The organism is Bradyrhizobium sp. CIR48, from assembly GCF_014198315.1.
Classification (GTDB): domain Bacteria; phylum Pseudomonadota; class Alphaproteobacteria; order Rhizobiales; family Xanthobacteraceae; genus Bradyrhizobium.
The window spans coordinates 215,312-228,354 of sequence record NZ_JACIHG010000002.1; the positions used below are offsets into that span (position 1 = coordinate 215,312).

Consider the following 13,043-nt stretch of genomic DNA (forward strand, 5'->3'; position numbering starts at 1 on the left):
CATTTCAAAATAGCGCTTTCCCCTATTGAGGACCACCTCGGACGATGCGGCTTTTGATCCCTGACGGGAACGAGAGTGGCGCGGATCCGGTCGAGACCATCTGCTGCATGGCCTCACCGGCACCACCGTACTAGGATCGCTGGGAAGGAACGGACGAAGAGCGCCGCTAAAAAGCGCCATCACCGGGAGGGTTTCGTTTGGTGGCTACCAGTCTTGAAGTGCGCGACGTGTCCTTGCGATTCGGCGGCGTCCGGGCGCTGACCGACGTCGGCTTTTCCATCAGGGAGGGCGAGCTGTTCTCGATCATCGGCCCTAACGGCGCCGGCAAGACCTCGATCGTGAACTGTATTTCCGGCCGCTACAAGCCGACCGAAGGCCAGCTGTTCTACCAGGGCCGCGACATCACCGCCCTGACGCCGAACGCCCGCGCCTCGCTCGGTATCGGCCGAACCTTCCAGAATCTCGCGCTGTTCCACCACATGAGCGTGCTCGACAACATCATGGTCGGCCGCCACCACCTCCTGAAGAACAATTTCCTCACGGGCTCGCTGTACTGGCTCACCGGCGCGCGCAAGGAGGAGCTCGAGCACCGCCGCAAGGTCGAGGAGATCATCGACTTCCTCGACCTCCAGTCGGTGCGGAAGGCCACCGCCGGCACCCTCTCGTACGGCCTGCGCAAGCGCGTGGAGCTCGCCCGCGCCATGGCGCTGGAGCCGCGTCTCATTCTTCTCGACGAGCCGATGGCCGGCATGAACTTCGAGGAGAAGGAGGACATGGCCCGCTACATCGTCGATCTCAACGAGGAGTTCGGAATGACGGTGGTGATGATCGAGCACGACATGGGCGTGGTGATGGACATCTCCCACCGCGTCATGGTGCTGGATTTCGGCAAGAAGATCGCCGAAGGCGATCCGGCGACGGTGCTCGCCGATCCCCACGTCAGGCGGGCCTATCTTGGTGAAGAAGACGAGGTGCTGGTCGATCCGGATGACGCTGCACCCGCGCAGGAGAGCGCGGCATGATGGATTACGCAGCCCGCGTCGCGCAGGCCGACACCTATCCGAAGATGCTCCGGCTCAATGCGAAGGAGCACGGCAACGAAATCGCGCTCCGCGAGAAGGATCTCGGGCTCTGGCGGCTGTTCACCTGGAGCGACTACCAGACCCGCGTGCGCGATTTTGCGCTCGGCCTTCTCGAAATGGGCCTTGGCCGCGGCGACGTCATCGGCATCATCGGCGATAACCGGCCGGATTGGGTGGCGGCGGAAGTGGCGACGCACGCCATCGGCGGCCTCAGCCTCGGACTTTATCGCGACGTGCTGGACGAGGAAGCCTCCTATCTGCTCAACTATGGCGAGGCGCAGCTCGTCTTCGCCGAGGATGAGGAGCAGGTCGACAAGCTGCTCACCCTCGCCGACCGCGCGCCCAAGCTGAAGCACATCATCTATTCCGATCCGCGCGGGATGCGGAAATATGACGACCCCAGGCTGATGTCGGCGGAGAGGTTTGCCGAGCTCGGCCGGGCACGTGCCGCGCGTGAGCCGGAGCTCTACGACAGACTGGTCGATGCCACCAAGGGCGAGGACGTCGCGATCCTCTGCACGACGTCGGGCACCACGTCCCATCCCAAGCTCGCGATGCTCGCCGCCGGCCGCGTGCTCGGCCACTGCGCGACCTATCTTGCCTTCGATCCCAAGGGCCCGGACGACGAATACGTCTCGGTGCTGCCGCTGCCCTGGATCATGGAGCAGGTCTACGTGCTCGGCAAAGGCCTGCTCTGCCGGATGAAGATCAACTTCGTCGAAGAGCCCGACACGATGATGAACGATCTGCGCGAGATCGCGCCAACATTCGTGCTCTTTGCCCCAAGGGTTTGGGAATCCATCGCCGCCGACGTCCGCGCCAAGGTGATGGACGCGACGCCTCTCAAGCAGCGCCTGTTCGACGTCGGCATGAAGAGCGGCCTCGCCGCGCTCGAACAAGGCAAGCGCTCGGGCCTTGCCGACGCCATCCTGTTCCGCGCGCTGCGCGATCGCCTCGGTTTCACCCGGCTGCGCTCGGCCGCGACCGGCGGCGCGGCGCTCGGGCCCGAGACCTTCAAGTTCTTCCAAGCCATGGGCGTGCCGCTGCGCACGCTGTACGGCCAGACCGAGCTGCTGGGGGCCTATACGCTGCATCCCGAGGGCAAGGTCGATCCCGACACCACGGGCGTGCCTATGTCCGACGAAGTCGAGATCCGCATCGACAATGCCGACGTCCACGGCGTCGGCGAGATCGTGGTGCGGCATCCCAACATGTTCCTCGGCTACTACAAGAATCCCGAGGCCAGCGTCGCCGACATCAAGGACGGCTGGATGTTGTCGGGCGACGCCGGCTATTTCAACGCGAACCAGCAGCTCGTCGTCATCGACCGTATCAAGGATCTCGCCGAGACCTCGCGCGGCGAGCGCTTCTCGCCGCAGTTCATCGAGAACAAGCTGAAGTTCTCGCCCTACATCGCCGAAGCCGTGGTGCTCGGAGCCGGCCGCGATGCGCTCGCGGCGATGATCTGCATCCGCTACTCCATCATCTCGAAATGGGCGGAGAAGAACCGCCTCTCCTTCACGACCTACAGCGATCTCGCCTCGCGGCCGGAGGTCTATACGCTGCTGCAGAAGGAGGTTGAGACCGTCAACGCCACGCTGCCGCCGGCGCAGCGCATCTCGCGCTTCCTGCTGCTCTACAAGGAGCTCGACGCCGACGACGGCGAGCTCACCCGCACAAGAAAGGTGCGCCGCAGCGTCATCAACGAGAAATACGAGGGCATCATCGATGCCATCTACCGCGGCGATGCCGACATCCCCGTCGACACCGTGATCCGCTTCCAGGACGGCACCACCCAGCGCGTGCGGACGACACTGCGCGTGGTGGACCTCGGCGGGCACGGGCACATGGCGGAGGCTGCGGAGTGAAACAAATGGTCGTCATGCGCGGGCTTGACCCGCGCATCCATCCTCTTCCGAACAATCTTCCTTCCGCATCGATGGATTGCCGGGTCAAGCCCGGCAATGACGAGCTGGGTCGACCGACATGAACACCGCCTTCCTCATCCAGCTCCTGGTCAACGGTCTCGTGGTCGGCACGCTCTATGGCGTGGTCGCGATGTCGTTCGTGCTGATCTACAAGGCGACGCAGGTCGTCAACTTCGCGCAAGGTGAATTGCTGCTGGTCGGCGCCTGGGTGTGCTGGGCTCTGCTCGCCAAATATCAGGTGCCGTTCTGGATCGGCATGCCGATGACGCTCGTGTTCATGTTCGTGTTCGGCATCGCGGTCCAGGTGCTGATCCTGCGGCCGATGATCGGCGAGCCCATCATTTCCGTGATCATGGTGACGATCGGCCTCTCCACCGTGCTCCAGGCAACGCTGAAATGGATGTTCGGCGTCAATCCGCAGCCGTTCCCGCGCGTGTTCGAGAGCCAGTCGGTCAGCTTGCTGGGCTTACAGATCCAGACTGTCTATGTCATGAGCCTGGTGGTCTCCGTCGCCATGATGATCGGCATGGCCTGGTTCTTCCGCGCCTCCAAATACGGCCTTGCGATGCGCGCCACCGCGTTCAACCAGCAGGTCGCGCAATCGCTCGGGATTTCCGTGAAAAGCGTGTTCGCGATGGCCTGGGCGATCTCGGCGACGGTCTCGGCGGTCGCGGGCGTCGTCGTTGCGGTCGTGAACGGCGTGTCCTCGGGCCTTGCCGCCTACGGCATCAAGGTATTTCCGGCGGCGATCCTCGGCGGGCTCGACTCCGTCGGCGGCGCCGTGCTCGGCGGCATCATCATCGGCCTGCTCGAGAACGTCGCACAATATGTCGACAGCGAGTACCTGCACTGGGGCAATCTCTACGAGATCGCGCCGTTCTACGTCCTCATCATCGTGCTGATGATCAAGCCCTACGGGCTGTTCGGCACCCACGACATCGAGCGGATCTGACCCATGGCCGGCCCTGCCCTCATTCCTGCTGGTGATTTCCGCACCTCTTATGCGGCCGACACCACGATCTTCCCGACCGCGACCAGCCGCAACTTCGCCATCGCAGGCGTGCTGTTGCTATGCCTCGCGCCGCAATTCTTCAGCGGATACTGGCTCAGCATCCTGATCCAGATCGGCATCTTCTCGATCGCGGCGCTCGGGCTGAACATCCTGGTCGGCTTCACCGGCCAGATCTCGATCGGGCATGCTGCCTTCTTCCTGCTCGGCGCTTTCACCTCGGCTTACATCTCCAACAACGCGCCGATCCCGGTGTTCTTCGCGATCCCGCTCGCCGGCGTCGTCACCGCGCTGGTCGGCCTGATCTTCGGCATCCCTGCGGCGCGGCTGAAGGGGCTCTATCTCGTCATCGCGACGCTGGCCGCGCAGTATATCCTGCTCGACTTCTTCTCCCGCGCCGAATGGTTCACCGGCGGCTCGGTGCCGGCGAGCGCCAACCCGTTCTCGATCTTCGGCTACACACTGCGCGGCGACAAACAGTATTTCTACGTCGTGCTGGCCTATGTGCTGCTCAGCTACATCCTCGTCACCAACCTGATGCGCACCCGCGACGGCCGTGCGCTGGTGGCGATCCGCGACCATTATCTCTCGGCTGAGATCATGGGCATCAACCTCACCAAATACCGTACGCTGTCGTTCGGGCTCGCCGCCTTCTTCGCCGGCATCGCCGGCGCGCTCTATGCGCACTACCAGCTCGTGGTGTCGCAGGAAGGTTTCGGTATCGAGCGCTCGATCCTGTTCCTGGCCATGATCATCATCGGCGGTACCGGCTCGATCATGGGCACGCTGATGGGCACCGCCTTCGTGGTGCTGCTGCCCGAAGGGATGGAGTTCATCAGCCATTATTTGAAGGGCGGCGCGATCGACAAGGCGCTGTCGCTCAACACCAACATCACCTTCCTGCGCGAGATTGCGATCGGGGTGATCATCATCGCCTTCCTGATGTTCGAACCCGACGGGCTCGCGCATCGCTGGCGGCAGATCAAGGCGTATTGGAAACTCTACCCGTTCTCGCATTGAGCGCGGGCAACTTCACTTAAACAATAAACAGGAGGAACCGACCCATGACGATGAAATCCTTTTTGAGCACCGCATCGCTCGCCGTCGCGATCGCCGCATTCTCGGCCGGCGCACAGGCGCAGATCGCGATCGGGCACCTTGCCGACTATTCCGGCGGCACCTCCGACGTCGGCACGCCCTATGGCCAGGCCGTCGCCGACACCTTCGCCTGGGTCAACAAGAACGGCGGCGTCGGCGGCAAGCAGATCAACGTCGACACCAACGACTATGGCTACCAGGTGCCGCGCGCGATCGCGCTCTACAAGAAGTGGTCGGCGCCGGACAGCAAGGTCGCCGCGATCATGGGTTGGGGCACCGCCGACACCGAGGCGCTGACCGGCTTCCTCGCCCAGGACAAGATTCCCGACATGTCCGGCTCCTATGCCGCCGCCCTCACCGACCCCGAGGGCGTCAGCGGCAAGGCCAAGCCCGCGCCCTACAATTTCTTCTATGGCCCTAGCTATTCGGACTCGCTGCGCGCGATGCTGATGTGGGCGGCCGAGGACTGGAAGGCCAAGGGCAAGTCCGGCAAGCCGAAATTCGTGCACATGGGCGCCAACCATCCCTATCCGAACGCGCCGAAGGCCGCCGGTGAAGCGATGGCGCAGGAGCTCGGCTTCGAGGTGCTGCCGCCGCTGGTGTTCGCGCTCGCGCCGGGCGACTACAGCGCCCAGTGCCTGAGCCTGAAATCCTCGGGCGCCAACTACGCCTATCTCGGCAACACCGCCGCCTCCAACATCTCGGTGATGAAGGCCTGCAAGACTGCCGGCGTCGAGATCCAGTTCATGGGCAATGTCTGGGGCATGGACGAGAACGCCGCCAAGACGGCCGGAGACGCCGCCAACGGCGTGATCTTCCCCTTGCGCACCGCGGTGAGCTGGGGCGGCGATGCGCCCGGCATGAAGACGCTGATGGAGATCTCGAAGATGTCCGACGCCAGCGGCAAGGTCTACCGTCCCGTGCACTACGTCGCGGCGGTCTGCTCGGCGCTGTACATGAAGGAAGCGATCGACTGGGCTGCCAAGAACGGCGGCGCCACCGGAGACAACGTCGCCAAGGGCTTCTACCAGAAGAAGGATTGGGTGCCGGCCGGCATGGAAGGCGTCTGCAATCCCTCGACCTGGACCGACAAGGACCATCGCGGCACGCTGAAGGTCGATCTCTATCGCACCAAGGTCTCGGGCGCGACCGACGGCGACCTCAACGACCTCATGGCCAAGGGCACGATCAAGCTCGAGAAGGTCAAGACCGTCGAGCTGCCGCGCAAGCCGGAATTGCTGGGCTGGTGAGGCACGCTGTTTCCCTACACACAACTGTCATCCCCCGCGAAGGCGGGGGACCCAGTACGCCGCGGCCTCTCGGGGAACGTCAGGCGTCTCTGGAATACTGGGTCGCCCGGTCAAGCCGGGCGACGACAGCGGAGTTTTGAAGCATGAGTCAGATCGCAGAAGCCACTCGCACCACTCCCACAGCAGTGCCCGCCGCCGCCCTCCTCGCCGTGCGCAACATCGAGGTCGTCTATGACGACGTCATCCTGGTGCTGCGCGGCCTCAGCCTCGACGTACCCAAGGGCGCGATCGTGGCGCTGCTGGGCGCCAACGGCGCCGGCAAATCGACGACGCTGAAGGCGATCTCGGGGCTGCTCAAGACCGAGGACGGCGAGGTCACACGCGGCGAAATCGTGTTCGAGAACGAACGGATCAACGGCATCGACCCCGACAAGATCGTCCGCCGCGGCATCTTCCAGGTGATGGAGGGCCGGCGCATCGTCGCCGACATGACCTCGCTGGAGAACCTCAAGCTCGGCGCCTTCACCCGCAGGGACCGCGAGGTCGATGCCGATCTCGACATGGTGTTCAACTATTTCCCGCGCCTGAAGGAACGCACCGGCCTTGCCGGCTATCTCTCCGGCGGCGAGCAGCAGATGCTCGCGATCGGCCGCGCGCTGATGGCGCGCCCGAAGATGATCCTGATGGACGAGCCGTCGATGGGCCTGTCGCCGCTGCTGGTGAAAGAGGTGTTCTCCATCATCCAGAAGATCAACCGCGATCTCGGCGTCACCATCCTCCTGGTCGAGCAGAACGCACGCGCCGCGCTGTCGGTGGCGAGCCACGGCTACATCATGGAGCAGGGCAAGGTCGTGCTCGACGGCACCGCGGACGAATTGCGCGACAACGAGGACGTCAAGGAATTCTACCTCGGCGGGGCCGGCGACCAGCGCAAGAGCTTCAAGAACCTCAAGAGCTTCAAGCGGCGCAAGCGCTGGCTCTGAACTCTTAGGGTTCGAGCACCTGCTCCGCTTCCGTGACCGCGCAGAGAACATGATAGAACGACGACGCAGGAATGGTGTCGATCAGCGATTTGCCGTCGCGATCGAACTGGTCGTACCAGCCGCCCCTCACGGGATGGCTGAGATAATGCCGTTCGAGCCGCACCAGCGCCGCGCGCGCCTCGTCCGCCGCACCCGCCTCGCCGGATTCGGCCTGCGCGATCCACGCCTTCGCGATCTCGGTCTGCGGCCACAGCCGGCGCGTGCTGCGGCGGATATTGCCGATGTCGTCGCCTTCGTCGACCAGGCAGCCCGTGACCTCGTCGCGATAGCGCATCGAGGTCGCAAGCAACTCGGCACGGCGCTGACCGGTCGGGCATCCCGTGATGCGCTCGAACCCCTTCAGCAGCCATACCCATTCCGCCTGGTGGCCCGGCTCGACGCTGACCGGCTCGATCTTCGACCAGTCTTCCTCGAAATACTCGGTCAGGATGCGCTTCTGCTTGTCGTAGAGATTGGCCAGGAACAGCGCAAAGAACCCGCCTGCACGGTTCTGGAACGCCAGGTCGTGGGTCGCGTCGAAACACGCGATCATCGCCTCGAACAGGTGCATGTGCGGGTTCTGCCGGCGCGGCAGCGAGACCGGAAGGCCCTCGTGCACGCCTCCATGCGGCGAGCGGAGATGACCGTCGAGGAAAGCGAGCAGCGCGTCGATCTCGGCACGAACCTGCGCGTCCTGGTCGAGCGCGTAGACGGTCGCGAGGGCAAACAGGATGAAAGCGTGATCGTAGGCATCGCGCCGGCCATCCAGCACCGCACCTTCCGGCGTCAGCCGGTGCACATAGCCCGGCCGGCCGTCAGGCGCTTTGGCGTTGCCGAGCAGATGCTCCAGCCCCTTCAGCGCGATGGCGCGGCCCTCAGGGTACCAGCCCATTTGCGCGGCCTTGGCGTAGCAATAGATCTGGCGGGCCTGCACGAACACGCGCCGCGGCGCGGCCGCATCCGCAGTTCCGTCGCGGTGCAGCCGGTCGATGAAACCGCCTGCAGCAGGATCCCAGCCGACGGTCGACCACAGCGGCAGCGCCTCCTCGATCATACGGCGCTTCAGGCGCGCGACGACGTCCGTCGCCTCCTCCGCCGCAATGATTCCTTCGTCCGCCATCGCGTCCTCTCTCGGCCTCGCCAATCGCCGTCTGATACCCACGCCAGCGGCGGCGCGCAACGGATGCCAACACGGAAAGAAGAGCCATGACCGCCCACTACGATGCCCGCGAGACGCGTGAACAAGCCGCTCGCGAGGCCGATCTGTTCTCCCGCCTGCCAGAGGTGCTGCGAGCCGCAATGGCCGCTCCGGCCTATGCCGAGCGGCTGAGAGGCCTCGATCCCGCCACAGTGACCTCCCGGGAGGCGCTGGCGGGCCTTCCGGTGTTGCGCAAGTCGGAACTACCCGCCCTGCACAAGGCCTCCGCGCCCTTCGGAGGCTTCGTGGCGGCGGCGCCGGGGTCGTTTGCCCGCCTCTTCACCTCGCCAGGGCCCATTTTCGAACCGGAGGGACGGCAGGCCGATCCCTGGCGCGGCGCAAGGGCGTTGTTCGCGGCCGGGTTCCGCCCCGATGACATCGTCCTCAACACCTTCAGCTACCATCTCACCCCCGGCGGCTTCATATTCGATGCCTCAGCGCGGGCGCTCGGCTGCGCCGTGATCCCGGCAGGACCTGGCAACACCGAGCAGCAATTCGAGCTGATCGAGGCCTACCGCCCGGTCGGCTACAGCGGCACGCCGGACTTCCTGAAGATATTGCTCGATGCCGCAGCGAGCGCGGGACGCGACGTCTCCTCGATCAAGCGCGCACTGGTCTCGGGGGCGGCGTTCCCGCCCTCACTGCAGTCGGAGATCAAGGCGCGTGGCATCGATGCCTACCAGGCCTTCGGCACCGCTGATCTCGGCCTCATTGCGTTCGAGACCGAGGCGCGCGAGGGCATGGTCGTGAACGAAGACCTGATCCTGGAGATCGTCAAGCCCGGCACGGGCGATCCCGTGACGCCGGGCGACGTCGGCGAGATCGTGGTGACGTCGCTCGATCCGCACCATCCCTGGATCCGGCTCGCCCTCGGCGACCTCACCGCAGCGCTGCCGGGCCCAAGCAAGTGCGGCCGCACCAACATACGCATCAAGGGTTGGATGGGCCGCGCCGACCAAACCACCAAGGTCAAGGGCATGTTCATCCGCCCCGAGCAGATCGCCGAGATCGGCAAGCGTCATTCTGCGCTCGGAAGACTGCGCCTCGTCGTCACACGGCAGGGCGAGACCGACGCGATGACGCTGAAAGCGGAAACGGCGGCCACGAGTGACGCCCTGCGCGAGGAGATTGCGACCAGCTTGCGCGCCGTGACGAAACTCGGCGGAAGCGTCGAGTTCGTCAGTCCCGGCGCGCTGCCGAACGACGGCAAGGTGATCGCGGACGAGCGCTAGTCTCAGCTCGACTTCGAGAGCCGATAGTTACCGAGAAACAAGACGTCCAGCCCCGAGCAGAAATAGGTGTGCAGCGCCTCCAGCGGTGCGTTCACCGTCGGCTGCTCGTTGATGTTGAGGCTGGTGTTGATCAAAACCGGCAGAGAGGTCGCTTTCGCGAATTCGCCGATCAGGCGGCTGTAGAGCGGGTTGCTGTCCGCATGGACGCTCTGGATGCGTGCGGTGTTGTCGACGTGGACCACCGCCGGCATGGTCTCGGCGACCTTCTCGTTGACGGGGAACGTCACCACCATGAAGGGCGCATCGAACGTGTCCTCGAAATACTCGGCCTGGCGTTCGTACAGCACTGACGGACAGAACGGGCGGAATTCCTCGCGATACTTGATCGTGAGGTTGATGCGGTCCTTCATGCCCGCATGCCTGGGATCGGCCAGGATCGAGCGGTTGCCGAGCGCGCGGGGACCGTACTCCATCCGCCCCTGGAACCAGCCTACCGTCTTCTGCTCGGTCAAATCGGTGACGCAGCGCGACACGGGATCGTCGAGCAGCTCGAACCGCGCGCCGATCTTGTCCAGCATCTCCCGGATCGTGTCGTTGGAGTATTCCGGTCCCCAATAGGCGTGGGTCAGCGGCGCGATGGCGTGGCCTGCCTCGGCGCATTTCATCATCGCGGCGCCAAGCGCCACGCCCGCGTCATGCGGCACCGGCGGAACGTAGAGACGCTTGACGGACGGCTCGGCCGCGATCTCCATGTTCATCTTGCAGTTCAGCCCGACGCCGCCGGCGATGCAGACATCACCGCAGCCGGTCTCGGCAATCGCCGTGCGGATCACCTCGGTGGTGACGATCTCGAGCTGCTTCTGGCCGCTTGCCGCGATGTTGGTCAACCGCTGATCGAGCGGCTGACCGCGCAGCCGTCGCGGCCCCAAAATCTCCTCCATCTTCTCGGTGAAGATGCGCTCCTGCCGTGTCGAGAAATCGCTGGTGAAGATCTCGGCGTCGCGCCTGCGCTTGTCGAGCTCGGGATCGAGCTCGTAATTGATGCCGTTCGGACGCAACAGCTTGGCGAACTTGTCAAGATAGTCCGGGCTGCCATAGGACGACAGGCCCATGACCTTGTACTCGTCATTGGTCATCTGATAACCGAGATACTGCGTCAGCATCCCGTAATAGAGCCCGAGACTGTTGTTGCGGCCGAACCGCGTCAGCACGCGGAAGTCGTTGCCGCGCGCATGGGCGACGAGGCCGGAGCTGGAATCGCCCGAGAAGTCGAAGCAGGCCACGGTCGCCTCCGAGAAACCGGAGCCGTAGAACGAGCTCGCGGCATGACAGAGGTGATGGTCGTAGAGCTCGATCTTCGGGCTGTGGCCGAACTGATACTTGAAATATTCGGTGAGACGCTGCGTGTAGTTGGTGTAGGTCTTCAGCGGCGAGCAGATCCAGTCCACGTCGCGCATGGTGATGCCGGCCTGCTTCAGGCAGAAGCCGATCGCCCCGCGCGGCAGCTCGCCGCGCGCATGTTTGGCCAGCGTGAAGCGCTCCTCCTCGGCAGCAGCGATCAGCTCCCCGTCACGCAGCAAGACCGCCGCACCGTCGTGATGCCCGTGCTTGATCCCCGAGCTGATTCCGATCACATACATGTCGCGTGGACCCCTCGGGAGCCTTCTATAGAAACCGCGGCCAATGTAAATCGGCCCCGGCCCGACCGAAGCGCTTGACGCCGGCCATTTTGGCCCGATGCCGCCGGGCGCAGGAACCTTGCATCGCCCCTGCCGCTCCCGTATTACCAACCCTGCTGCGATATGGCCTGGAATTGGCCCTTCCTGGACCCCGAAACGTGCTTGAACGAACCCTCGTCACCATCGCCGAGACCGAGACCATTGAGGAAGCCTTCCGGCGCCTGAATGCGAACATGCTCGGTATTCTGTTCGCACAGGACGCGAGCGGACGAATCGTCGGCGCCGTGACCGACGGCGACATCCGCAGGCGCATGCTGACCGGCACCACGATCCAGGACCGGGTTGCGACCTGCATCAATCGCAACTTCGTCTCGGCGAGGGCCGGCGGTCCGCGCGAGCAGATCCTCAAATTGCTCGATCAGCGCGTGCACGTGGTGCCGATCCTCGATGGCGAAGGCCGGCTCGTCGACGTGTTCAGCCGCGAGCTGTTCAACCTGTCCGAGGAGAGCGAGGTGTTCGCGCGCGCCCGCTCGCCGGTGCGGATCAGCTTCTCCGGCGGCGGCACCGACCTGACGCACTATTTCGTCGAGAATGACGGCGGCGCGGTCATCAACGCCACGATCAAGATGTACGCTCACGCGACGCTGCGGCGCCGGAGCGATTCCAGCATCCGGATCTATTCGCACGATTTCCGCAGTACGATCGAGGCCGACAATCTTGCGGAGCTCGGAACGGACGGGAATCTTGCACTGATCAAGTCCGTCGTGCGCCTGATCAAGCCGACTTACGGGTTCGAGCTCGAAGTCTCCGCCGACTTCCCGGTCGGCTCAGGCCTCGGCGGCTCGGCCGTGGTCACATCCGCCATCATCGGCTGCTTCAACGAATTCCGCGGCGACCAGTGGGACCGTCATGAGATCGCGGAGATGGCGTTCCAGGCCGAGCGGCTGATGCTCAACATCCCCGGCGGCTGGCAGGACCAGTACGCCACCGTGTTCGGCGGCTTCAATCACATGGAGTTCTTCTCCGACCAGAACACCATCGTGCCGTTGCGTCTCGACCCCAACATCATCGCCGAGCTCGAGGAGAGCCTGGTGCTCTGCTACACCGGCTCGGGCCGCGATTCCGGCGCCATCCACCGCGACCAGAAGGCACAGCACGAGACCAGCGACGCCGTCGCCGCGGCCGCCAAGCAGAAGGAAGTGACGCGCCACATCCGGCGGCATCTCCTGCGTGGCCAGCTCCTGGAATGCGGCCGGCTGATCGACGAGGCCTGGCACGCCAAGCGGAAGCTCAGCTCGAAGATCTCGTCGGACGCGATCGATGCGATCTACGATTTCGCCAAGCGGCACGGTGCGGTCGGCGGCAAGCTGCTGGGCGCCGGCGGCGGCGGTTACTTCATGTTCTTCGTACGTCCGTTCGAGCGCTACCAGCTCATCGCCGCGCTGGAGCAACAGGGGCATAGCTGTTCGCGCATCATGTTCGAAGAGAACGGGCTGCGGACGTGGAAGTCACGCTTTCCCGCGCGCTTCGCCTGACGCATATGAG

10 protein-coding genes are annotated in these 13,043 nt (G+C 64.4%); 8 read left to right on the forward strand and 2 right to left on the reverse strand.

The genetic code is table 11. The features are described from left to right. Nucleotides 1-200 precede the first annotated feature (200 nt). The 6 genes from GGD66_RS07400 (at nt 201) to GGD66_RS07425 (ending at nt 7,350) form a co-directional block, all read left to right on the forward strand. Nucleotides 201-1,022, forward strand: coding sequence for an ABC transporter ATP-binding protein (locus tag GGD66_RS07400; protein ID WP_104463664.1), 822 nt, complete (start codon nt 201-203; stop codon nt 1,020-1,022). Further along, nucleotides 1,019-2,950 carry a long-chain fatty acid--CoA ligase gene (locus GGD66_RS07405; protein WP_183257251.1) on the forward strand — a complete coding sequence of 644 codons (1,932 nt, stop codon included), beginning with the start codon at nt 1,019-1,021 and terminating at the stop codon, nt 2,948-2,950. Before GGD66_RS07400 ends, GGD66_RS07405 begins: the two co-directional genes overlap by 4 nt. Nucleotides 2,951-3,068: 118 nt before the next feature. Then, nucleotides 3,069-3,962 carry a branched-chain amino acid ABC transporter permease gene (locus tag GGD66_RS07410; RefSeq protein ID WP_018317428.1) on the forward strand — a complete coding sequence of 298 codons (894 nt, stop codon included), beginning with the start codon at nt 3,069-3,071 and terminating at the stop codon, nt 3,960-3,962. Nucleotides 3,963-3,965: 3 nt separating this feature from the next. Next, complete coding sequence (locus GGD66_RS07415; RefSeq protein WP_183257252.1) at nt 3,966-5,039, forward strand: branched-chain amino acid ABC transporter permease; 1,074 nt, start codon at nt 3,966-3,968, stop codon at nt 5,037-5,039. A 44-nt stretch (nt 5,040-5,083) separates the two neighbouring features. After that, on the forward strand, nt 5,084-6,367 hold the full coding sequence (locus tag GGD66_RS07420) for an ABC transporter substrate-binding protein (protein ID WP_018317430.1): 1,284 nt from the start codon (nt 5,084-5,086) through the stop codon (nt 6,365-6,367). A 143-nt stretch (nt 6,368-6,510) separates the two neighbouring features. Next, on the forward strand, nt 6,511-7,350 hold the full coding sequence (locus GGD66_RS07425; protein ID WP_018317431.1) for an ABC transporter ATP-binding protein: 840 nt from the start codon (nt 6,511-6,513) through the stop codon (nt 7,348-7,350). Nucleotides 7,351-7,354: 4 nt separating this feature from the next. Here the strand turns inward: GGD66_RS07425 and GGD66_RS07430 are convergent, their stop codons facing one another. After that, on the reverse strand, nt 7,355-8,509 hold the full coding sequence (locus GGD66_RS07430; protein ID WP_183257253.1) for an AGE family epimerase/isomerase: 1,155 nt from the start codon (nt 8,507-8,509) through the stop codon (nt 7,355-7,357). 86 nt (nt 8,510-8,595) lie between these two features. Between GGD66_RS07430 and GGD66_RS07435 the strand changes: the two genes are divergently transcribed. Beyond that, nucleotides 8,596-9,819 carry a phenylacetate--CoA ligase family protein gene (locus GGD66_RS07435; protein WP_183257254.1) on the forward strand — a complete coding sequence of 408 codons (1,224 nt, stop codon included), beginning with the start codon at nt 8,596-8,598 and terminating at the stop codon, nt 9,817-9,819. Nucleotides 9,820-9,821: 2 nt separating this feature from the next. Here GGD66_RS07435 and GGD66_RS07440 read toward each other — a convergent pair whose 3' ends face one another. Next, complete coding sequence (locus GGD66_RS07440; protein WP_183257255.1) at nt 9,822-11,459, reverse strand: carbamoyltransferase C-terminal domain-containing protein; 1,638 nt, start codon at nt 11,457-11,459, stop codon at nt 9,822-9,824. A 197-nt stretch (nt 11,460-11,656) separates the two neighbouring features. On the opposite strand from GGD66_RS07440, the gene GGD66_RS07445 reads away from it, so the two are divergent. Then, complete coding sequence (locus tag GGD66_RS07445) at nt 11,657-13,033, forward strand: CBS domain-containing protein (RefSeq protein WP_183257256.1); 1,377 nt, start codon at nt 11,657-11,659, stop codon at nt 13,031-13,033. The last annotated feature ends 10 nt before the right edge of the window (nt 13,034-13,043 follow it).